The organism is Mycobacterium sp. 852002-51152_SCH6134967 (assembly GCF_001667105.1).
In the GTDB taxonomy this organism is placed as follows: domain Bacteria; phylum Actinomycetota; class Actinomycetes; order Mycobacteriales; family Mycobacteriaceae; genus Mycobacterium; species Mycobacterium neumannii_A.
Genome location: NZ_LZIK01000009.1, coordinates 1 through 21,961, shown reverse-complemented (window position 1 = coordinate 21,961; position 21,961 = coordinate 1). Strand labels below are relative to the sequence as shown.

Genomic DNA, 21,961 nt, shown 5'->3' with positions numbered 1-21,961 from the left:
CTTTGTGGACAGATCGTCATCGTTCCTTTGGTCGTCTCTGGGCCGGCCGCAAGGGGGTAGTCGTCGTTGACAGCTGACCCCGACCCCCCGTTCGTGGCCGTGTGGAACACGGTGGTCGCCGAACTCAACGGCAGCCCCGCAGGTGCGGGTGGCGATATGGCGGGCCCGGGCCTCACTCCTCAGCAAAGAGCCTGGTTGAAGCTGGTCAAACCCCTTGTGATCACCGAGGGCTTTGCCCTGCTGTCGGTCCCCACCCCGTTTGTGCAGAACGAGATCGAACGCCATCTGCGGGAGCCGATCATCACCGCGCTGAGCCGCCAGCTCGGACAGCGCGTCGAACTCGGTGTGCGCATTGCCGACCCCGGGCCCGACGACACCGATGGTCCGCTCAGCGGACTCTCGGCCGTCGGTGAACCCGACGAAGTCGACGAGGATCTCGAAGCCAGGGCCAGCGCCGAGGAAAGTTGGCCGACCTACTTCACCAGCCGGCCACCGAACACGCTCACTGACGACCCGACGGCGGTCAACCTCAACCGGCGCTACACCTTCGACACGTTCGTCATCGGCGCCTCGAATCGGTTTGCTCACGCGGCTACGCTCGCGATCGCCGAGGCACCCGCGCGTGCGTACAACCCGTTGTTCATCTGGGGTGAGTCCGGGCTGGGCAAGACCCACCTGCTGCACGCGGCGGGCAACTACGCCCAGCGGCTGTTCCCCGGGATGCGCGTCAAGTACGTGTCGACCGAGGAATTCACCAACGACTTCATCAACTCGCTGCGCGACGACCGGAAGGCTTCGTTCAAGCGCAGCTACCGCGACATCGACGTGTTGTTGGTCGACGACATCCAGTTCATCGAGGGCAAGGAAGGTATCCAGGAGGAGTTCTTCCATACCTTCAACACGCTGCACAACGCCAACAAGCAGATCGTGATCTCCTCGGACCGGCCCCCCAAGCAGTTGGCCACCCTCGAGGACCGGCTGCGCACCCGCTTCGAGTGGGGACTGATCACCGACGTCCAACCCCCGGAGCTGGAGACGCGCATCGCAATCCTGCGCAAGAAGGCCCAGATGGATCGTCTCGATGTGCCCGACGACGTCCTCGAGCTCATCGCCAGCAGCATCGAGCGCAACATCCGCGAACTCGAAGGCGCCCTGATCCGGGTCACCGCGTTCGCATCGTTGAACAAGACCGCGATCGACAAGTCGCTGGCCGAGATCGTGCTCCGCGATCTGATCTCCGATGCCAGCACCATGCAGATCAGCACCGCGGCGATCATGGCCGCCACCGCCGAGTACTTCGAGACGACGGTCGAGGAGTTACGCGGCCCCGGTAAGACCCGCGCGCTCGCACAATCGCGACAGATCGCCATGTATCTGTGCCGCGAGCTGACCGACCTGTCCCTGCCGAAGATCGGACAGGCGTTCGGCCGTGACCACACCACCGTGATGTACGCGGAGAAGAAGATTCGCGGCGAGATGGCCGAGCGGCGTGAGGTCTTCGATCACGTCAAAGAACTCACGACGCGCATCCGTCAACGCTCCAAGCGCTGACTCACTTCGCCCCCACTCCCCTCCTGTCGCGCTCATTCGCGTCCGGATACGGCCGTCCCAACAGAAATTTCGCCAAAAATCTTCTGTACCGCCGGCATCACCAGTCACAGGGAAGCGTTGTGCACACCGGTGTGGAGAACCTGGGATCAACCGCCGAACTGCCAGCCGATTGCTACACACCCTCCAGCATCTCCACAGTTCGTCCCATCCGGCGCCGGGGTCATCCACAGTTACCTCACAGCCGCCCACCCCTGTAAGCAGCGCCGACATGTATTCATCCCCAGCCTCCACAGGCCCTAATACTGTTGCTTGTATATCTCTGAAGAATCACCTTCGAAGAAGGCTCTTGGGGAAGCACGGAAACACCGACGGTCCCATCGGCCGGAGGGCCTCGATGTCACCCCGATCGATTAGCTTTCAAGTTGGGGCGGAAAGCTCTACGGTGATTCAGCACAGCCGTTACCGTCGTCGGGGACGCATCGTTGAGACGCGTGGTGAGACACCGGGAAACCGCTGTTTGAGGCTTGTCGTGATTGTGATCGAAGGGACCCTATGGACGTGGCGACGACAACAGTTGGTGTCACCGATCTGAAGTTCCGTCTGGTACGTGAAGACTTCGCCGAAGCCGTGGCATGGGTGGCCCGCAATCTGCCCACCAGGCCCACGGTCCCAGTGCTCGCCGGCGTCCTGCTGACCGGCTCCGAGGACGGGTTGATGATCTCCGGATTCGACTACGAGGTTTCCGCCGAGGTGCGGGTGCCCGCCGAGATCGCTTCACCAGGCAGCGTTTTGGTTTCCGGTCGGCTGTTGTCCGACATCACCCGGGCGTTGCCCGCCAAACCGATCGACGTCAGCGTCGACGGCACGCGGGTGTCGCTGACGTGCGGTAGTTCGCGCTTCTCGCTACCGACGATGGCCGTCGAGGATTACCCCACGTTGCCCGCACTGCCCGACGAGACCGGCGTCGTGTCCGCCGAACTTTTCTCCGAAGCGATCGGCCAGGTCGCCGTCGCGGCCGGCCGCGATGACACGTTGCCGATGTTGACCGGTATCCGCGTCGAAATCGCCGGGGAGAAGGTCGTTTTGGCCGCCACCGACCGGTTCCGGCTCGCGGTTCGCGAGTTGACGTGGTCCACGGCCGGGCCTGACCTGGAAGCCGCTGTGCTGGTGCCCGCCAAGACACTTTCGGAAGCGGCCAAAGCCGGCTCCGATGGTGGCGACGTGCACCTGTCGCTGGGTGCCGGATCGGCGGTCGGCAAGGAAGGCCTCCTCGGTATCAGCAGCGGGGGCAAGCGCAGCACCACTCGTCTGCTCGATGCGGAGTTCCCGAAATTCCGGCAGCTTCTGCCCACCGAGCACACCGCGATGGCCACAATCGGGGTCGGTGAACTCACCGAGGCCATCAAGCGTGTGGCGCTGGTGGCTGACCGCGGCGCCCAGGTGCGGATGGAATTCTCCGAGGACTCGCTGCACCTGTCGGCGGGCGCCGACGACGTGGGCCGCGCGGAGGAGGATCTTCCGGTCAGCTTCGCAGGTGATCCACTGACCATCGCGTTCAACCCCACGTATCTGACGGACGGCCTGAGCTCGTTGCATTCCGAGCGGGTCACCTTCGGTTTCACGACGCCCAGCCGTCCCGCGGTGTTGCGTCCGGCCAATGACGACGACGCAGATGTCGGCGCGACGGGACCGTTCCCCGCCCAGCAGACCGATTACGTCTACCTGCTGATGCCGGTGCGGCTACCTGGCTGACCGGCCCGACGCCACGGAAGGGGCGCACACATGCAACTCGGCCTGGTCGGTCTCGGCAAAATGGGCTTCAACATGCGCGAGCGTCTGCGCGAAGGAGGCCATGAGGTCGTCGGTTATGACCCGAGACCGGAAGTGACCGACGTGCCCACGCTCGCGGCGCTGGCCGAGGCCCTCGTCGCCCCGCGGGTGGTGTGGGTCATGGTGCCCTCGGGACCGATCACCCACGACACCATCGCCGCCCTCGCCGAAGAGCTCGGCGAAGGTGATTTGGTCATCGACGGTGGCAATTCGCGCTACACCGAGGACGGCCCGCACGCGAAACTGTTGGGCGACAAGGGAATCACCTTCATCGACGCCGGTGTTTCCGGCGGCGTGTGGGGTCTGACGGAAGGATACGGGCTGATGGTCGGCGGCAGCGATGCCGACGTCGAACGCGCGATGCCGATCTTCGACACGCTGCGACCGCCGGGGCCGCGCGAAGACGGGTTCGTGCACGCCGGACCGGTCGGTGCGGGCCACTACGCGAAAATGGTGCACAACGGCATCGAGTACGGCTTGATGATGGCCTACGCCGAGGGCTATGAGCTGTTGGCGGCCGAAGAACTGATCACCGACACCCAAGCCGTCATCCAGGCGTGGAGCAACGGAACCGTCGTACGGTCCTGGCTGCAGCAGCTGCTTGCCAAGGCGCTGAAGGAAGACCCGGAATTCGGTGAGATCAGCGGCTACACCGAGGATTCCGGTGAGGGCCGGTGGACCGTCGAGGAAGCCATCAGCCATCGGGTGCCGATGCCGGTGATCGCGGCGTCGCTGTTCGCACGGTTCGCCTCGCGGCAGGAGGACTCGCCAGCGATGAAGGCGGTCTCTGCTCTGCGCAACCAGTTCGGTGGGCACGCGGTCAAGCGGGTCAGCGAGTCGGGGTAGGCGGCCGCGTCGTGTACGTCCGCCGCCTGGCGTTGACCGACTTTCGATCGTGGCCGCGCCTCGAACTGGATCTCGAACCAGGCCGCACTGTGTTCGTCGGTCCGAACGGCTTCGGTAAGACGAATATCGTTGAGGCGCTGTGGTATTCGTCGACGCTTGGATCACACCGAGTCGCCACCGACGCTCCTCTGATCCGGACCGGTGCCGAACGCGCGGTGGTGTCGACCATCGTCGTCAACGAAGGCCGGGAACTGTCGGTGGACCTGGAGATCACGGCCGGGCGTGCCAATAAGGCACGTATCAACCGCTCCCCCGTTCGCTCCGCCCGCGAGATTCTCGGCGTGCTGAGGGCTGTGCTGTTCGCGCCGGAGGACCTGGCGCTGGTGCGTGGCGACCCCGGTGAGCGGCGCCGCTATCTGGACGAACTCGCCACCACCCGGCGCCCGCAGGTCGCCGCGATCCGCGCGGACTACGACAAGGTGCTGCGCCAGCGGACCGCGCTGCTGAAGACGGCATCCGGCGCTCGATTCCGCGGTGACCGAGGCGTTTTCGACACCCTCGATGTGTGGGACGGCCACCTCGCCGAGAAGGGCGCGAAGCTCATCGCAGCACGGGTGGATCTGGTCAACCAACTGGCACCGGAGGTGGAGAAGGCATATCAACTGCTGGCGCCCTCGTCGCGGCCTGCGGCGATTCGTTACCGCAGCAGTGTGGACATGGTGGAGGCAGAGGCGGCGGTGGGCACGGCTGACGCGGAGATGTTCGAGGCCGCGCTGCTCGATGCGTTGGCACGCCGGCGGGATGCCGAACTGGAACGCGGCGTGTGTCTGGTGGGCCCGCACCGCGACGACCTCGAACTGCGGTTGGGCGATCAGGTCGCCAAAGGCTTTGCCAGCCATGGGGAATCATGGTCGATGGCGTTGTCGCTGCGGCTGGCCGCCTACGAACTGCTACGCGCCGAAGGGAGCGATCCGGTGTTGTTGCTCGACGATGTGTTCGCCGAACTGGACAAGGCGCGCAGGCAGGCACTGGCCGCCGTCGCGGCCTCGGCCGAGCAGGTCTTGGTCACCGCGGCGGTCTCAGAGGACGTCCCGGCCGACTGGGATGCGCGCAGGATTGGAGTGACGATGCGCGACGAGGATTCCGGACGAATCTCGGTGGTGGAGCCGTGACGTCGCCCGACGATGAAGTCAAGCCGCCCGAGCACCTGGCCAACCTGCGCGGTATGGATCTGGTCCGGCGCACGCTCGAGGAGGCGCGCGGTGCGGCGCGCAGCCAAGGTAAGGAAGTCGGGCGCGGGCGCGGTGCGGCACCTCGAAGGATCGCCGGTAACAGTCGTCGGCGGTGGTCGGGCCCTGGCCCGGACTCACGCGATCCCCAGCCCTTCGGACCTGCGGCCAGTGACCTGGCCCGCAACCGCGGATGGTCCGGCCGCGTCGCCGAGGGTGCGGTGTTCGGCCGCTGGCCCGGCGTGGTCGGTGAGGGCATCGCCGCGCACGCGACGCCCACCTCACTCAAGGAGGGTGTGCTGACCATCTCCGCGGAGTCCACCGCGTGGGCGACGCAGTTGCGGATGGTGCAGGCGCAGGTGCTGGCCAAGATCGCGGACGCGGTGGGCGACGGCGTCGTCAAATCGCTCAAAATCGTCGGCCCGGTCGCGCCGTCGTGGCGCAAGGGCCGCTATCACATCGCCGGCAGAGGACCACGCGACACATATGGATAGTGGCGGGAACCGCCGTTGCCTGAATGGCGCGAGAACGCCGCAATCCTAGTTCTCAAGCGTCTTCAGGCACCCGAGATCGAGAAATTCCACAGGCGGCCCAAATAGGTGTGCAGAAACGCCGCCTCAGAGTCGGTGCTGTCAAGCTCTGCCGGTAGGATGGAAGCAGATCCGCAGGCGGTGGTCGACCGCCTCGCCAGCCTTCCCCGGCAAGAGACCAAGGAGACCCGTCCAACGTGGCTGCCCAGAAGAAGAGTGCTCCGAAGGAGTACGGCGCCGATGCAATCACCATTCTCGAGGGTCTCGAAGCCGTCCGCAAACGTCCGGGCATGTACATCGGGTCCACCGGCGAGCGTGGTCTGCATCACCTGATCTGGGAGGTCGTCGACAACGCGATCGACGAGGCGATGGCCGGCTACGCCACCCGGGTGGACGTGAAGATCCTCGCCGACGGCAGCGTCAGCGTGACCGATGACGGGCGCGGCATCCCGGTCGAGAAGCACAAGCAGGCGGGTATCCCGACCGTCGACGTGGTCATGACCCAACTGCACGCAGGAGGCAAGTTCGGCGGCGAGAACAGCGGCTATGCGGTTTCTGGCGGTCTGCACGGTGTCGGTGTCTCGGTGGTCAACGCGCTGTCCAGGCGGGTCGAGGTGACGATCCTGCGGGACGGCTACGAGTGGTTCCAGTACTACGACCGCTCGGTGCCCGGTGAGCTCAAGCAGGGCGGCAAGACCAAGGAGACCGGCACGACGGTGCGGTTCTGGGCCGACCCGGACATCTTCGAGACCACCGAATACGACTTCGAGACAGTCGCTCGCCGGCTGCAGGAGCAGGCGTTCCTCAACAAGGGCCTGACCATCGAGCTGACCGACGAGCGGGTGACCGCCGAAGAGGTCGTCGACGAGGTGGTCAGCGACACCGCCGAGGCGCCCAAGACCGCCGACGAGAAGGCCGCCGAGAACTCGAAGCCGCACAAGGTCAAGCACCGTGTCTTCCACTACCCCGGCGGTCTGGTGGACTTCGTCAAGCACATCAACCGAACGAAGACGGCGATCCAGCAGAGCATCATCGACTTCGACGGCAAGGGTCCCGGCCACGAGGTCGAGATCGCGATGCAGTGGAACGCGGGCTATTCCGAGTCGGTGCACACCTTCGCCAACACCATCAACACCCACGAGGGCGGTACCCACGAGGAAGGCTTCCGGGCCGCACTGACGTCGGTGGTCAACAAGTACGCCAAGGACAAGAAGCTCCTCAAGGACAAGGACCCGAACCTCACCGGTGACGACATCCGAGAGGGGCTGGCCGCGGTGATCTCGGTGAAGGTCGCCGAACCGCAGTTCGAAGGCCAGACCAAGACGAAACTCGGCAACACCGAGGTCAAGTCATTCGTGCAGAAGATCTGCAACGAGGAGTTGACGCACTGGTTCGACGCCAACCCCGCCGAGGCCAAGACCGTTGTCAACAAGGCGGTTTCGTCGGCGCAGGCCCGGATCGCTGCGCGTAAGGCGCGGGAGTTGGTGCGCCGCAAGAGCGCCACCGACATCGGCGGGCTGCCCGGCAAGCTCGCCGACTGCCGCTCCACCGACCCGCGCAAGTCTGAACTGTATGTGGTGGAGGGTGATTCGGCAGGCGGCTCGGCCAAGAGCGGCCGTGACTCGATGTTTCAGGCGATCCTGCCGCTGCGCGGCAAGATCATCAACGTCGAGAAGGCCCGTATCGACCGGGTGCTCAAAAACACCGAAGTCCAGGCGATCATCACCGCGTTGGGTACCGGCATCCACGACGAGTTCGACATCTCGAAACTGCGCTATCACAAGATTGTGTTGATGGCCGACGCCGATGTCGACGGCCAGCACATCTCGACGCTGCTGCTGACGCTGTTGTTCCGATTCATGAAGCCGCTCATCGAGAACGGCCACGTGTTCCTGGCGCAGCCGCCGCTGTACAAGCTCAAGTGGCAGCGCAGCGAGCCGGAATTCGCCTACTCCGACCGCGAGCGCGATGGGTTGCTCGAGGCGGGTCGCAAGGCGGGCAAGAAGATCAACCCCGACGACGGCATCCAGCGCTACAAGGGTCTGGGCGAGATGGACGCCAAGGAGCTGTGGGAGACGACGATGGACCCGTCGGTGCGGGTGCTGCGGCAGGTGACGCTCGACGACGCGGCGGCCGCCGACGAGCTGTTCTCGATCCTGATGGGCGAGGACGTCGAGGCTCGCCGCAGCTTCATCACCCGAAATGCCAAAGACGTTCGCTTCCTGGATGTTTAGCGGCAAGGACACCGTCGCAAATTCAACCCGATACTAAGGCTGACTGATGACTGACACGACGTTGCCGCCCGGCGACGAAGCAGGCGACCGCATCGAACCGGTCGACATCCAGCAGGAGATGCAGCGCAGCTACATCGACTACGCGATGAGCGTGATCGTCGGGCGCGCGCTGCCCGAGGTGCGCGATGGCCTCAAGCCCGTGCACCGGCGAGTGCTGTATGCGATGTTCGACTCCGGCTTCCGTCCGGACCGCAGCCACGCGAAATCCGCACGCTCCGTTGCCGAAACGATGGGTAACTATCACCCGCACGGTGACGCGTCGATTTACGACACCCTGGTCCGGATGGCCCAGCCATGGTCACTGCGTTACCCGCTGGTCGACGGGCAGGGCAACTTTGGCTCGCCGGGCAACGACCCGCCGGCCGCCATGAGGTACACCGAGGCGCGGCTCACTCCCCTGGCCATGGAGATGCTGCGCGAAATCGACGAGGAGACAGTCGATTTCATCCCGAACTACGACGGGCGGGTGCAGGAGCCCACGGTTCTGCCGAGCCGGTTCCCCAACCTGTTGGCCAACGGTTCGGGCGGTATCGCCGTCGGTATGGCCACCAACATTCCGCCGCACAACCTGCGTGAGCTGGCCGACGCGGTGTACTGGTGTCTGGAGAACTTCGACGCCGACGAGGAGGCCACGCTGGCCGCCGTCACCGAACGCGTCAAAGGTCCGGACTTCCCCACTTCGGGTCTGATCGTGGGGTCGCAGGGCATCAGCGACATGTACACCACCGGCCGCGGATCGGTGCGCATGCGCGGTGTCGTGGAGATCGAGGAGGACAGCCGCGGCCGCACCGGCATCGTCATCACCGAGCTGCCGTATCAGGTCAACCACGACAACTTCATCACCTCGGTCGCCGAACAGGTCCGTGACGGCAAGCTCGGCGGGATTTCCAACATCGAAGACCAGTCCAGCGACCGCGTCGGGCTGCGCATCGTCATCGAGATCAAGCGCGATGCGGTCGCCAAGGTGGTGCTCAACAACCTCTACAAGCACACCCAGCTGCAGACCAGCTTCGGGGCCAACATGCTGTCCATCGTCGACGGCGTGCCGCGGACGTTGCGCCTCGACCAGCTGATCCGCCATTACGTCAATCACCAACTCGACGTGATCGTGCGGCGCACCCGATATCGGTTGCGCAAGGCCAACGAGCGGGCCCACATCCTGCGCGGCCTGGTCAAGGCGCTCGACGCGCTCGACGAGGTGATCGCGTTGATCCGGGCGTCGGAGACCGTCGACGTGGCGCGCCAAGGCCTGATCGAGCTGCTCGACATCGACGACATTCAGGCCCAGGCGATCCTGGACATGCAGCTGCGTCGCTTGGCCGCTCTGGAACGGCAGCGCATCGTCGACGATCTGGCCAAGATCGAGGCCGAGATCGCCGACCTCGAGGACATCCTGGCCAAGCCCGAGCGGCAGCGCGCGATCGTGCGCGACGAGCTCAAAGAGATCGTCGACAAGTACGGCGACGACCGGCGCACCCGGATCGTGGCCGCCGACGGTGAGGTCGCCGACGAGGATCTGATCGCCCGCGAGGACGTCGTCGTCACGATCACCGAGACCGGCTACGCCAAGCGCACCAAGACCGACCTGTACCGCAGCCAGAAGCGCGGCGGCAAGGGCGTGCAGGGCGCCGGACTCAAGCAGGACGACATCGTCAACCACTTCTTCGTCTGCTCGACGCACGACTGGATCCTGTTCTTCACCACTCAGGGCCGGGTCTATCGCGCCAAGGCATACGAACTGCCCGAGGCGTCGCGCACCGCGCGGGGCCAGCATGTGGCGAACCTGCTGGCGTTCCAGCCCGAAGAGCGGATCGCGCAGGTCATCCAGCTCAAGACCTACGAGGATGCGCCGTACCTGGTGTTGGCCACCCGCAACGGTCTGGTGAAGAAGTCACGGCTGGTCGACTTCGACTCCAACCGCTCCGGCGGAATCGTCGCGATCAACCTGCGCGACGGCGACGAACTCGTGGGTGCAGTGTTGTGCTCGGCCGACGACGACCTGCTGCTGGTGTCGGCCAAGGGTCAATCCATCCGGTTCTCGGCAACCGACGAGGCGCTGCGGCCGATGGGTCGGGCGACCTCCGGTGTGCAGGGCATGCGGTTCAACACCGACGACGAGCTGCTGTCGCTGAACGTGGTGCGGCCGGATACGTATCTGCTGGTCGCGACCTCCGGCGGATACGCCAAGCGCACCGCGATCGAGGAGTACCCGGTGCAGGGCCGCGGCGGTAAAGGGGTACTGACGATCCAATTCGACAAGCGCCGTGGCAATCTTGTAGGTGCGTTGATCGTCGATGACGACACAGAGTTGTACGCCATCACCTCCGGTGGGGGCGTCATCCGGACGGCGGCTCGCCAGGTTCGCAAGGCCGGGCGGCAAACCAAGGGCGTTCGGTTGATGAACCTGGGTGAGGGCACGACACTGATAGCCATCGCGCGCAACGCGGAGGAAGGCGACAGCACCGACGAGGTCAACACCGACCCCGGTGCCTGATCCGGGGACGGGACCAGTGAGGAGCCGTAGGTGAGTTCACCGAACGAGCCGGGACGCCCCCGCGGGGGCGACAGTCCAGGCGGCGCCAACGGCTCCGCGACCAACCAGGACGCCCTCGGCACGCGGTCCGAGGTTCCCGACCGCGCCGAGGTGCCGCCATGGCAGCGCGGCCCCGCGGCGCGGACCGCGCAGCCGGGTCAGCGGCCTCCGGAGCCACCGAGGCGGGCTCCTGGGCCGGGCCCGCGCGAGGGTAGCCAGGGCGACGACGGGCTTCCACCCGAGCGGACGGCCGAGGACCAGCGCGGCAATCCGAACAACTCCCCGAATGTCGGTGGCCGACCGAACCGCTACATGGTGGGCGGTTCGACGCCGACCGAAGAGGTGCCGGCGCGCAGCGAGCGGCCCGAGTCACCACGGCCTGAGGCGTACGCCAGCGAGCTACCGGACCTGTCCGGGCCGATGCCGCGCCCGGCGCAGCAGCGCAAGCCCGCCGACCGCCCGCACCCGGAACCGGGAAGCCGGCCCCCGTCCGCCGCCCGCGTCCAGGTCGGCGCGCGGCACAAAGGTCCGGTGCGGGCCAGCATGCAGATCCGCCGGATCGACCCGTGGAGCACGCTGAAGGTGTCGGCGGTGCTGTCGGTCGCGCTGTTCTTCGTGTGGATGATCGCCGTCGCGTTCCTGTACCTCGTGCTCGGCGGGATGGGCGTGTGGAGCAAGTTGAACACCAACGTCGGCGACCTGCTCACCAGCGCGGGCGGTGGTTCCGGCGGTGAGCTGGTGTCCAGCGGAACCATCTTCGGCGGTGCCACGCTGATCGGGCTGGTCAACATCGTCCTGCTGACCGCGATGGCGACCATCGGCGCGTTCATCTACAACCTGACCACGGACTTGGTCGGCGGCGTGGAAGTCACGCTCGCCGACCGGGATTGATTGTCGGCTCGCCGACGGGACTGATTGTCGGCTCGCCGACAAAACTGAGGCGTACACCGCGGTTTGGGCGCGAGCCCACGATTGCGGTAATCTCGTCGCTCGGCCATCGGAGCCGGTACGGGGCTATAGCTCAGGCGGTTAGAGCGCTTCGCTGATAACGAAGAGGTCGGAGGTTCGAGTCCTCCTAGCCCCACGGAAAGGTTCACACCATGAGGCGGGTGCTGCTGATCGCCACGGCGATCGTCGCGGCAGTCTACGTCGCGGTCTGGCGCTCGCGCCACGGCATCGAGGTGTGGCACGCGGCGCCCGATGCGCCGCCTGCAGACCAGGGGCCTTAGCTCAGTTGGTAGAGCGCTACCTTTGCAAGGTAGATGTCAGGAGTTCGATTCTCCTAGGCTCCACTTCGATTCCCGGCCGACCCTGAGATTGCTCAGGGTTTCGGCGTCACTTCCACACTCGGCGGCAGCGGCGAGGGCTCGGGCTGCGTCGACCGGCGCACGATGGAGAACGCCACCGCTCCCCCGGCCACCGCGACGACACCGGCCGCCGCCAACACCAGCCGGCGTCTGCGCTGTCGGGTCTTGGCCGCACGCGTGGGAGCCGTCCCCTGCAAAACCTGGGAAACGGCTTCCTGTGCTGCGACGAGCTCCTGCGCGATCGCCTGTTGCGCGGCGGCCAGGTCCTCGCTCAGCTGAGCTTTGATGCGGCCCCGGCGATACCGGTCCCCCACCCACGCCGCCGACGACTGTGCACCGTTGACCCCGAGACCCAGAGCCCCGCGCGTGACATCGACCGGCCCGACCGCCGTGTACTTCAGGCCGCGGCTCAACCGCTGGCCGGGGGTCAACCGGATCTCGGTCCTGGTGCTCATGGGCGTGCCTTTCTCGCGGCCGGGGTGCGACCACAACAGCCTGCCATTTACCCGAACCCAACGGTGCCGGAAGGGCGCCGAAGGCGGCGTGGCACACTGACATCCCGTGACGAGCCCCATTCAGACAGCGACCGCGACACTGCACACCAACCGCGGCGACATCAAGATCGCACTCTTCGGTAACCACGCGCCCAAGACCGTGGCCAACTTCGTCGGCCTTGCGCAGGGAACCAAGGACTACAGCGGTGAGAACGCATCGGGCGGCACGTCCGGACCCTTCTACGACGGCGTGGTCTTCCACCGCATCATCGACGGCTTCATGATCCAGGGCGGCGACCCCACCGGTACGGGTCGCGGCGGGCCGGGCTACAAGTTCGAAGACGAGTTCCACCCCGAGTTGCAGTTCGACCGGCCCTACCTGCTGGCCATGGCCAACGCAGGACCCGGCACCAACGGCTCGCAGTTCTTCATCACGGTCACCAAGACCCCGCACCTCAATCGCAAGCACACGATCTTCGGCGAGGTCGTCGACCCGGAATCGCAGAAGGTCGTCGACGCCATCGCGACCACCGCGACCGACCGCAGCGACCGTCCGACCGATCCGGTGGTCGTCGATTCGATCACGATCGCCTGATCTGAGCGCTCAGGTACCGGGGCCGGCGTAGCCGGCCTGGGTCAGTGCGTCGAGCACGTGGAGCGGGTCGGTGCCCAGATCCCAACGGGTGAACACGATCAGGTCGCCGCTGTTGGTGTCGATCTCAAGAAGCCGGACTTTGCGGGCCAACCGGCGGAACTCGGTGATCCGGATCACTTTGATCTCGGTGCGTGGCAAAACTCTGGTGCCGAACCACCCGCGGCTGACTAGGGCGTCATTTTCGATTGCCAGCTTGGGTCGTGCCCGCCACGAGAAGATTGCAAACACGAGCAAACCCACCCCGGCAACGCCCCCAAGAAGACGCCCCGGCGGGTCTGTGATCAGGCTCACAGCGAGGCTAGCCAAGATAATTCCGCCTACGGCGCATGCGGCGATGCCACCGACGGGTGGGCTCCACTGAGTTTGCTGCACGCGTTCTCCACACCCTTCCACCGGGACATATGCGGTTATCCCCAAGTGCTATCCCCAATGGGGATGAATCACATCCGTGTGATCCGATTACCGAACGGTTGCTGGCAGGGTAACGCCAGGCGACGAGGTTGAATTCATTTCTGGGGGAAGGATCTCAGCGCCACCGCATGGTGAGCAACAACCCGGTAATCATGAAGGCAAAGGCGATCGCGTAGTTCCACGGGCCGAGCTCGGCAAGGAACGGGATGGCCGAGGACGCCAGCTGGAAGACCAGCAGCCAGACCAAGCCGATCAGCATCAGGCTGACGAATAGCACGACGAACCAGGTGCTCGACGGCCCGGCTTTGACCTTGACGGGCGTACGGCTCACCGGGTTGGCGGCGAAGTCGTTCTTCTTGCGGACCTTGGACTTGGGCATGGGTACCTTCGGGACAACTGAGTGCGACGATGTACCTACGAGCCTAACGCAGGCCCGGCACACCAGAGTCAAGGAAGCCAGTTGCAGCGGTCGCATCGTCGGAAGCCGACGCCTCAGGCGGTCGGTCGGCGGTCGACGACGTGGCGGTATGGGGTGCCGGTGGTTTGTGTGCTCGCCGGTCTGCTGCTCGCCGCCACCCACGGTGTCTCCGGCGGCGACGAGATCCGGCGCAGCGACGCCCCGCGTCTGGTCGACCTGGTCCGCGAGACCCAGCAGTCCGTGGACCGGCTCAGCGCAGAACGCGATGCGCTGGTGTCGACCGTCGACAGTCACCACGGGGGCAGCCCGGGCGCGGATGCGGCCCTGACCGCGATCACCGCACGCTCGGCGCGGCTGGCCGCCGAGGCGGGCCTGGAACCGCTACTCGGCCCAGGCCTGGTCGTCACGCTCAACGACGCGCAACGCGACGCCGAGGGCCGCTTCCCCCGCGACGCCACCCCCGACGACCTCGTGGTGCACCAGCAGGACATCGACGCCGTGCTGAACGCGTTGTGGAGCGCGGGGGCCGAGGGCATTCAGATGCAGGACCAGCGCATCATCGGCACGTCGGCGCCCAGGTGCGTCGGCAACACCCTGCTGCTCAACGGGCGCACGTACAGTCCGCCGTACGTCATCACCGCGATCGGCGACGCGCCCGCGATGCAGGCGGCGTTGGCGGCTGCTCCCCTTGTCACGCTCTACCGCCAGTACGTGGTGCGGTTCGGCCTGGGTTATTCGGAAGATCCGCGGGCGTCGGTCGAACTGGTCGGCCACAAGGAGCCGCTGCGGATGCAATTCGCCAAGCCCGCGGGACCGATCGGATATTGATCGGGGCCTGCGCCGGTGTGGCACGTCGCACCCGGCGCGATCCGGTAGGCCGAACGCGCAACCAGTAACCTGTGCTGATGCAGGTCTTGGTCGTCGACAACTACGACAGCTTCGTGTTCAACCTGGTGCAGTATCTCGGTCAGCTCGGGGTGCAGGCTCAGGTGTGGCGCAACGACGACGACCGACTGGCCACCGATGCCGATATCGCCAAGGCCGCCGCTGATTTCGACGGAGTGCTGCTGTCCCCCGGCCCCGGCACGCCCGAGCGGGCGGGCGCCTCGATCCCGCTCGTCAAGGCGTGCGCCACGGCCGGTACCCCGCTGCTGGGCGTCTGCCTCGGGCACCAGGCGATCGGGGTCGCGTTCGGCGGCACCGTGGACCGCGCACCCGAACTGCTGCACGGTAAGACCAGCGTCGTCCACCACACGAATTCCGGTGTGATGCAAGGGCTTCCGAATCCGTTCACCGCCACCAGGTACCACTCACTGACGATCCTGCCCGATACGGTGCCCGACGAACTCGAGGTCATCGCGCGCACTGAAGGCGGCGTCATCATGGCTGTGCGCCATGTCGGGCTGCCGATCCACGGCGTGCAATTCCATCCCGAGTCGATCCTGACCGAGGGTGGTCACCGGATGCTGGCGAACTGGCTGAGCTACTGCGGCGCCGCGCCCACCGAGTCCCTGGTTCGGCAGCTCGAAGACGAAGTCTCCAGCGCTATCGCCGCCGGCCGGGAAGCGACTACGACGCGAAGCTCAGCGTGATCGTGTCCCCGAAGTTGACGCCGCTACCCGGCGCCGGGTTCTGAGTCACCACCGCGTTGGTGCGCTGACCGCTGTTCTGCACGTCGGCGCCCTTGTCCAGGAAGCCCGTCCAGCCCAGCGCGCGTAGCCGCGGCTCCGCGTCCGTCCAGAACATGCCCCGCAGGTCGGGCATCAGGAACTGGTTGCACGCCGACAGCTGCAGCTGGATGGGCGCGTCGACCGCCGTGTCCTGGCCGGCCGTAGGCAGGGTGCCGATGACCTGTCCGCACGGTTCGGGGCTGTCGATTTGGACAGACACCACATTGGTGAACCCGGCGGCGGTCAGGATCTGACGCGCCGGCGCCTCCGGCTGATTCTCGACGCTCGGTACGGGACGGCTCTGCGGACCGGAACCGACGATGATCGTGATCTCGTTGGTGATCGCGGACGTCTGGTTGGCCGGGGGATTGGTGCCGAGCACCTTGTCCTTCAGCTCGGGTGTCGACGGCGACGATGACGATTTGAACTTCTCGAAGCCGGCCTCTTTCAGCCGCTCCGTCGCCTGGGTGTAGGACAGGTTTTTGACGTCGGGGACCTCGCGCTGCTCCGGGCCGGTGGAGACGTTGATGGTGATCTCCTCGCCCGCTTCGACCGACGAGTCGGCGCTGGGATCGGTGCCGATCACGTGGTCGGGAGGCACCGTCGAGTCCGGACGCTGTTGGGTCCTGGTCTTGAATCCGCGGTTCTGCAGCTCGGCGATCGCGTCCGCCGACGGCTGACCGCTGACGTCGGGCACTTCGACGCTGCGGGTGGTTCCGCCGAACATGTTGATCGCGACGGTGACCACGACCGTCAGGATGGCCAGCACCGCGACCGCAGCCAGCCACCGGGCGACCGAGCCGCGACGGACGCGGTCGGAGTCGTCGGGGGCCGGCACCGGGGGCATCGGGTCGATCGGCTCGGTGCGCTCGTGGCCCGTCGGCGCCGACAGCAGCGAGCTGCGTTCGGCGTCGGTGAACACCTTGGGCGCTTCCGGTTGTTCGCCGCTGTGCACCCGGACCAGATCGGCGCGCATCTCGGCGGCGGTCTGATACCGGTTGTCGGGGTTTTTGGCCAACGACTTGAGCACCACCGCGTCCAGTTCGGGGCCGATCGCGGGATTGCGCTGCGACGGCGGTACCGGATCCTCACGGACGTGCTGGTAGGCCACCGCCACCGGCGAGTCACCGATGAAAGGTGGCTCCCCGGTGAGGATTTCGTAGAGCACGCAGCCCAGCGAGTAGACGTCGGAACGGGCGTCGACCTTCTCGCCGCGGGCCTGTTCGGGCGACAGGTACTGCGCGGTGCCGATCACCGCCGCGGTCTGGGTGACGCTGTTGGCGTCGGCCAGTGCCCGGGCGATGCCGAAGTCCATCACCTTCACCGCACCGGTCTTGCTGATCATGATGTTGGCCGGTTTGACGTCGCGGTGGATGATGCCGTGCTGATGGCTGAAGTTCAGTGCCTGGCAGGCGTCGGCAATCACCTCGATCGCCCGCCGCGCCTCCATCGGGCCGTCGTTGTGGACGATGTCGCGCAGCGTCACGCCGTCGACGTACTCCATGACGATGTAGGGCAGCGGACCGGCCGGCGTCTCGGCCTCGCCGGTGTCGTAGACCGCGACGATCGCCGGGTGGTTGAGCGCCGCGGCGTTCTGGGCCTCGCGGCGGAACCTCAGATAGAAGCTCGGGTCGCGGGCGAGGTCGGCGCGCAGCACCTTGATCGCGACGTCGCGGTGCAGCCGGATGTCGCGCGCGAGGTGGACCTCGGACATGCCGCCGAAGCCGAGGATCTCACCGAGCTCATAGCGGTCGGACAGGTGTTGCGGGGTCGTCATTGCAATGTCTGTTCTGGAGCCGAATACCGCTGGTAGGGCTCCTGTGCGGGGGCTGACGGCGATACCAGCGGCATTGCCGGTGACGTCATCGCCTGCGGTGTGGTTACCCCTGATTGTCCATCACCACCGCCACCGCCTTCGCGGACGGTCCGGTCCGGAAGCGCCCCCGGCGACTCGAAGGGGGTGGTCTCGGTGATCGTGTTGGTGATCGTCGGCGGCGGGGTTTGCCGGTCCTGGCGGTCCTGGGCGTTGAGCACGATGAGGATCGCGATGATGATCGCCAACGCTCCCAGCACGCCGGCCGCCCACAACAGCGCGCGCTGGCCCGAGGAGAACGTCCGCCGCGGCGGGGGAGGGCGATGGCTGCCGGTCGCCGGGCGCGGGCGCGCGGCGGTGGCCGGGGCGCGCCCGGTCATATCGGCGGCGGCGCGGGCCTGCGTGGCCGACGGCACTGCGGTGGGCGCGGCCCGTCCGATCGAGGGCGCGGCGTTCGGCCGCGGCGGGCGCCGTCCGGAGCGCACCGCTGCCACCGCGTCGGCGAACGCACCGCCGGAGCGGTACCGCATGCCGGGGTTCTTGACGAGCGTGATCTCGATCAGCTCGCGCACGTTGGGCGGCAGGTCGGCGGGAAGCGGCGGCGGCGTCTCCTTGATGTGCTTCATCGCCACCGTCAGCGCACCGTCACCGGTGAACGGCCGCTTACCCGAAACCGATTCGTAGCCAACGACTCCCAGCGCGTACACATCGCTGGCCGCGGTGGCGTCGTGTCCCAGCGCCTGCTCGGGGGCGATGTACTGGGCGGTGCCCATCACCATGCCGGTCTGCGTGACGGGAGCGGCGTCGACGGCCTTGGCGATGCCGAAGTCGGTGAGCTTGACCTGGCCCGTCGGCGTGATCAGGATGTTGCCCGGCTTCACGTCGCGGTGTACCAGCCCCGCCGTGTGGGCGACCTGCAGGGCCCGGCCCGTCTGCTCGAGCATGTCGAGCGCGTGGCGCAGCGACAGCCTGCCGGTCCGTTTGAGCACCGAGTTCAGCGGTTCACCGTTGACGAGCTCCATCACCAGGTAGGCGGTGCGCCCCTCACCGTCCATGTCGGTCTCGCCGTAGTCGTACACGCTGGCGATGCCGGGATGGTTGAGCATGGCGACGGTGCGGGCCTCGGCGCGGAACCGTTCGACGAACTCGGGGTCGGTGGAGTACTCGGCCTTGAGCACCTTCACCGCGACACTGCGGCCCAGCCGGGAGTCCACGGCCTCCCAGACCTGTCCCATGCCGCCGGTGGCGATCAACCGCTTCAACCGGTAGCGCCCCGACAGTGTCACTCCTACGCGAGCCGTCATACGGCCCCCCGGTCACATGCTTCACGGACCGCCTGCTGCCGGGCTGTCATGAGCCCTCCCGCAGGGCAGCGGCGATCGTGGCCCGGCCGATCGGAGCGGCCAGCGCGCCGCCGGTCGCCGACAGCCGGTTACCGCCGTTCTCGACCAGAACCGCGACCGCCACCTTGGGGGCCTGGGCCGGGGCGAAGGCGATGTACCAGGCATGCGGAGGGGTGTTGCGTGGGTCGGTACCGTGCTCCGCTGTGCCGGTCTTGGATGCGATCTGCACGCCGGCGATGGCTCCCTTCTGCTGAGTCACCTGCTCGGCGGCGACCATCAAGTCCGTCAGTGTATCGGCGACCTGCTCCGACACCGCCCGGCGCTGCTCCTGCGGCGCCGTCGTGGCGATGTTCGTGAGGTCCGGTCCCTTCAGGTTATCGACCAGGTACGGCTTCATCGCCACTCCTTTGTTGGCGATGGCCGCGGCGATCTGGGCGTTCTGCAGGGGTGTGAGCGCGACGTCCTTCTGCCCGATGCTCGACATGCCCAGCGCGGCGGCGTCGGGGATGGGCCCGACGCCGGACTCGACCACCTGCAGCGGGATCGTCGGCGCCGGTGCATCGAGCCCGAACCCGCGCGCCGTCGAACGCAGCGCATCGGCGCCGGTGTCGATCCCCAGCTCGACGAACGCGGTGTTGCAGGACCGGGCGAACGCCTCCCGCAGCGACGTGGTGGGCCCGCCGCCGCAGGCCGAGCCGCCGAAGTTCTCCAGCGTTGCGGTGCTGTCCGGCAACGGGATCCGCGGTTCCGCGGTGAGCTGTGTGTTCACCGTAGCGCCGCGCTGCAGCGCCGCCGCGGTGGTGATCACCTTGAAGGTCGACCCCGGCGGGTAGGTCTCGGAGATCGCCCGATTCAGCAGCGGCGATTCGGGGTCGTCGCGCAGGCGTTGCCACGCCTCGGTCTGGGCGGCCATGTCGTGGGTGGCCAACAGGTTCGGGTCGTAGGACGGCGACGACACCATCGCCAGGATCTTGCCGGTCGACGGCTCGATGGCCACCACCGAACCCTTGCACGGACCGTCGCAGCCCTCTTCCATCGCGTCCCAGGCCGCCTGCTGCACCTGCGGCTTGATCGTGGTGTCGACGTTGCCGCCGCGCGGGTCGCGGCCGGTGAAGAAGTCGGCGAGCCTGCGGCCGAACAGGCGCTCGTCGGAGCCGTTGAGGATGGAGTCCTCGGCGCGTTCCAGCCCGCTGCTCGAGTACTGCAGCGAGTAGAAGCCGGTGACCGGGGCGTAGGACAGCGGATTGGGATACACCCGCAGGAAGCGGAACCGGCCGTTGGTGGACACCGAATACGCCAGTAACTGGCCGCCCGCGGAAATCTGCCCGCGCTGCCGGGAGTACTCATCGAGCAGCACCCGCTGGTTGCGCGGATCCGAGCGCAGCCCGTCGGCCGTCAAGACCTGCGTCAGCGTGGCATTGCCCAACAACAGCACGATCAAGGCCATGACCGTGACGGCGATGCGGCGCAGCGAGGTGTTCATACTTTTTCGATCACCTCGGTGCTGGCCGCCGCGATCGGGGTGGGTGCCTGGGGTCCGGCGATGATCGGACGCCGCGCGGCGTGCGAGATGCGCACCAGGATCGCCAGCAGGACGTAGTTGGCCAGCAGCGACGAGCCGCCGTAGGACAGCCACGGCGTGGTCAGCCCGGTCAGCGGAATGAGTTTGGTGACACCGCCGACGACGATGAACAGCTGCAGTGCGAGCGTCGAGGCCAGGCCCGCGGCGAGAAGCTTTCCGAAGCTGTCCCGCACGGCGATCGCGGTGCGCAGGCCGCGGATGATCACGATGGTGTAGAGCATGAGCACCGCGGCCAGCCCCACCAGACCGAGCTCCTCACCGACCGCGGCGATGATGAAGTCGGTCGACGCGGCGGGAACCGTGCCGGGCTGACCGTTGCCGAGGCCGGTGCCGAAGATGCCCCCGGTGGCGAAGCTGAACAACGACTGCACCATCTGGTAGCCCGCGCCGTCGGGATCGGCGAACGGGTCGAGCCACGTCTGCACCCGCACCTGCACGTGGTCGAAAAGGTGATAAGCCACAACGCTTCCCGCGGCGAACAAGGCCAGCCCGATGACAACCCAGCTGAGCCGGTCGGTCGCCGCGTAGACCAGCACCAGAAACGACGCGTACAGCAGCAGCGAAGTGCCGAGGTCCTTCTCGAAAATCATCACGCCGACCGAGGCGATCCACGCGGCCAGCAGTGGCGCGAGGTCACGGGGACGGGGCAGATCCATGCCGAGGACATGTTTTCCGGCGCTGGTGAACACACTGCGCTTGGACACCAGGACCGCGGCGAAGAAGATCAGCAACAGAATCTTGGAGAACTCGGCGGGCTGAATCGAGAAGCCCGGCAAGCGGATCCAAATCTTGGCGCCGTTCTGTTCGGACAACGCGCGCGGCAGCACGGCGGGGATGGCGAGCAGGACGAGGCCGCTGAGCCCGCACACGTAGCCGTAGCGGGCCAGCAGGCGGTGGTCACGCAGGAAGATCACGATGAGCGAGAACCCGACGACGCCGAGCAGGGTCCACAGCATCTGCTGGTTCGCCGTGCCGCCGAGGCCGTCCTGGGACAGTTCGCCTGCGGCCAGGTCGAGGCGGTGGATCATCACCAGCCCCAAGCCGTTCAGCAGCGCGACGACCGGCAGCAACAGGGGATCGGCGTACGGGGCGAAGCGTCGTATCGCAAGGTGAGCACCGCTGAAGAGCGCCATGTAGGCGACGGTGTAGCGCGCGAGATCCCAGTGCAGTCCCTGTTCCTGGTTCGCCTCGACGAGCAGGAGCGCAAGGCTGGTGATGACGGTGGCGAAACCCAGCAGGAGCAGTTCGGCGTTGCGCCGGTTGGGAAGTGGAGGCGCGACGGAAACGGCGGACTGCGGTTGGGTCGTCATGAGACTTCCCGGCAGTTGACTCCCGGCTCGGGTGGCGGGGGCGGCAGCGCGGTGACGGTCGGGGGTGGCTGGCGATGGCTAGTCGGGAGTGGTCGTCGATGATGTTGAGGATTTCGACCGCCGTGTGGTCGGCGAGCTGCCAGTG

19 protein-coding genes and 2 tRNA genes are annotated in these 21,961 nt (G+C 66.7%); 14 read left to right on the top strand and 7 right to left on the bottom strand.

The features are described 5' to 3' along the window. The first annotated feature begins 66 nt into the window (after positions 1-66). From dnaA to A5790_RS01710, 11 genes are all read left to right on the top strand, one after another. Complete coding sequence (gene dnaA, locus A5790_RS01755) at positions 67-1,551, top strand: chromosomal replication initiator protein DnaA (protein ID WP_066840980.1); 1,485 nt, start codon at positions 67-69, stop codon at positions 1,549-1,551. A gap of 552 nt (positions 1,552-2,103) precedes the next feature. Beyond that, a complete protein-coding gene (gene dnaN, locus A5790_RS01750) occupies positions 2,104-3,303 on the top strand; it encodes a DNA polymerase III subunit beta (RefSeq protein ID WP_066840978.1) in 1,200 nt (399 codons plus the stop codon). Between the two features lie 30 nt (positions 3,304-3,333). Beyond that, positions 3,334-4,227, top strand: a complete 894-nt coding sequence (gene gnd, locus A5790_RS01745; RefSeq protein WP_066840976.1) for a phosphogluconate dehydrogenase (NAD(+)-dependent, decarboxylating) — start codon at positions 3,334-3,336, stop codon at positions 4,225-4,227. Between the two features lie 11 nt (positions 4,228-4,238). Further along, positions 4,239-5,399, top strand: a complete 1,161-nt coding sequence (recF, locus tag A5790_RS01740; RefSeq protein WP_066840975.1) for a DNA replication/repair protein RecF — start codon at positions 4,239-4,241, stop codon at positions 5,397-5,399. Then, a complete protein-coding gene (locus tag A5790_RS01735; protein ID WP_066840973.1) occupies positions 5,396-5,950 on the top strand; it encodes a DUF721 family protein in 555 nt (184 codons plus the stop codon). The genes recF and A5790_RS01735 overlap by 4 nt, the downstream gene beginning before the upstream one ends. Before the next feature lie 233 nt (positions 5,951-6,183). Continuing rightward, a complete protein-coding gene (gyrB, locus tag A5790_RS01730) occupies positions 6,184-8,220 on the top strand; it encodes a DNA topoisomerase (ATP-hydrolyzing) subunit B (protein WP_066840971.1) in 2,037 nt (678 codons plus the stop codon). 46 nt (positions 8,221-8,266) lie between these two features. Beyond that, complete coding sequence (gyrA, locus tag A5790_RS01725) at positions 8,267-10,774, top strand: DNA gyrase subunit A (protein ID WP_066840967.1); 2,508 nt, start codon at positions 8,267-8,269, stop codon at positions 10,772-10,774. A 30-nt stretch (positions 10,775-10,804) separates the two neighbouring features. Then, positions 10,805-11,704: a DUF3566 domain-containing protein gene (locus tag A5790_RS01720; RefSeq protein ID WP_066840964.1), complete on the top strand. Its 900-nt coding sequence runs from the start codon at positions 10,805-10,807 to the stop codon at positions 11,702-11,704. A gap of 119 nt (positions 11,705-11,823) precedes the next feature. Next, a tRNA-Ile gene (locus A5790_RS01715) sits at positions 11,824-11,897 on the top strand. A 16-nt stretch (positions 11,898-11,913) separates the two neighbouring features. Beyond that, complete coding sequence (locus tag A5790_RS26355) at positions 11,914-12,042, top strand: hypothetical protein (protein WP_255361468.1); 129 nt, start codon at positions 11,914-11,916, stop codon at positions 12,040-12,042. Continuing rightward, positions 12,033-12,105 (top strand) — tRNA-Ala (locus A5790_RS01710). The genes A5790_RS26355 and A5790_RS01710 overlap by 10 nt, the downstream gene beginning before the upstream one ends. 29 nt (positions 12,106-12,134) lie before the next feature. On the opposite strand, the gene cwsA is transcribed toward A5790_RS01710, so the two are convergent. Beyond that, positions 12,135-12,575, bottom strand: coding sequence for a cell wall synthesis protein CwsA (gene cwsA / locus A5790_RS01705; RefSeq protein WP_064424885.1), 441 nt, complete (start codon positions 12,573-12,575; stop codon positions 12,135-12,137). Positions 12,576-12,681: 106 nt separating this feature from the next. Here cwsA and A5790_RS01700 point away from each other — a divergent pair, with 106 nt between their 5' ends. Continuing rightward, positions 12,682-13,209, top strand: a complete 528-nt coding sequence (locus A5790_RS01700; protein WP_064346142.1) for a peptidylprolyl isomerase — start codon at positions 12,682-12,684, stop codon at positions 13,207-13,209. Between the two features lie 9 nt (positions 13,210-13,218). On the opposite strand, the gene A5790_RS01695 is transcribed toward A5790_RS01700, so the two are convergent. Further along, positions 13,219-13,641, bottom strand: a complete 423-nt coding sequence (locus A5790_RS01695) for a PH domain-containing protein (protein ID WP_066840962.1) — start codon at positions 13,639-13,641, stop codon at positions 13,219-13,221. Positions 13,642-13,795: 154 nt separating this feature from the next. Beyond that, positions 13,796-14,059 carry a cell division protein CrgA gene (gene crgA / locus A5790_RS01690; RefSeq protein WP_064394683.1) on the bottom strand — a complete coding sequence of 88 codons (264 nt, stop codon included), beginning with the start codon at positions 14,057-14,059 and terminating at the stop codon, positions 13,796-13,798. 81 nt (positions 14,060-14,140) lie between these two features. Here crgA and A5790_RS01685 point away from each other — a divergent pair, with 81 nt between their 5' ends. Together A5790_RS01685 and A5790_RS01680 are read left to right on the top strand one after the other, a co-directional pair. Continuing rightward, positions 14,141-14,926 (top strand): DUF881 domain-containing protein, encoded by a 786-nt coding sequence (locus A5790_RS01685; RefSeq protein WP_082961533.1) that lies wholly within the window; start codon positions 14,141-14,143, stop codon positions 14,924-14,926. 77 nt (positions 14,927-15,003) lie between these two features. Beyond that, positions 15,004-15,690 (top strand): aminodeoxychorismate/anthranilate synthase component II, encoded by a 687-nt coding sequence (locus tag A5790_RS01680; RefSeq protein ID WP_066841001.1) that lies wholly within the window; start codon positions 15,004-15,006, stop codon positions 15,688-15,690. Here the strand turns inward: A5790_RS01680 and pknB are convergent. From pknB to A5790_RS01660, 4 genes are read right to left on the bottom strand one after another with little or no spacing between them, the layout of a single operon-like run. Continuing rightward, positions 15,668-17,545, bottom strand: a complete 1,878-nt coding sequence (gene pknB / locus A5790_RS01675; RefSeq protein WP_066840958.1) for a Stk1 family PASTA domain-containing Ser/Thr kinase — start codon at positions 17,543-17,545, stop codon at positions 15,668-15,670. The two genes, A5790_RS01680 and pknB, sit on opposite strands and share 23 nt — an antisense overlap. Then, positions 17,542-18,885 carry a protein kinase gene (locus A5790_RS01670; protein ID WP_066840956.1) on the bottom strand — a complete coding sequence of 448 codons (1,344 nt, stop codon included), beginning with the start codon at positions 18,883-18,885 and terminating at the stop codon, positions 17,542-17,544. Before A5790_RS01670 ends, pknB begins: the two co-directional genes overlap by 4 nt. 46 nt (positions 18,886-18,931) lie before the next feature. Further along, the gene (gene pbpA, locus A5790_RS01665; RefSeq protein ID WP_066840954.1) at positions 18,932-20,407 is read right to left on the bottom strand and encodes a D,D-transpeptidase PbpA; all 1,476 of its coding nucleotides are present in this window, start codon (positions 20,405-20,407) and stop codon (positions 18,932-18,934) included. Continuing rightward, entirely contained in the window at positions 20,404-21,816 is a 1,413-nt protein-coding gene (locus A5790_RS01660) for an FtsW/RodA/SpoVE family cell cycle protein (RefSeq protein ID WP_066840952.1), read from the bottom strand. Before A5790_RS01660 ends, pbpA begins: the two co-directional genes overlap by 4 nt. Between the last annotated feature and the right edge of the window lie 145 nt (positions 21,817-21,961).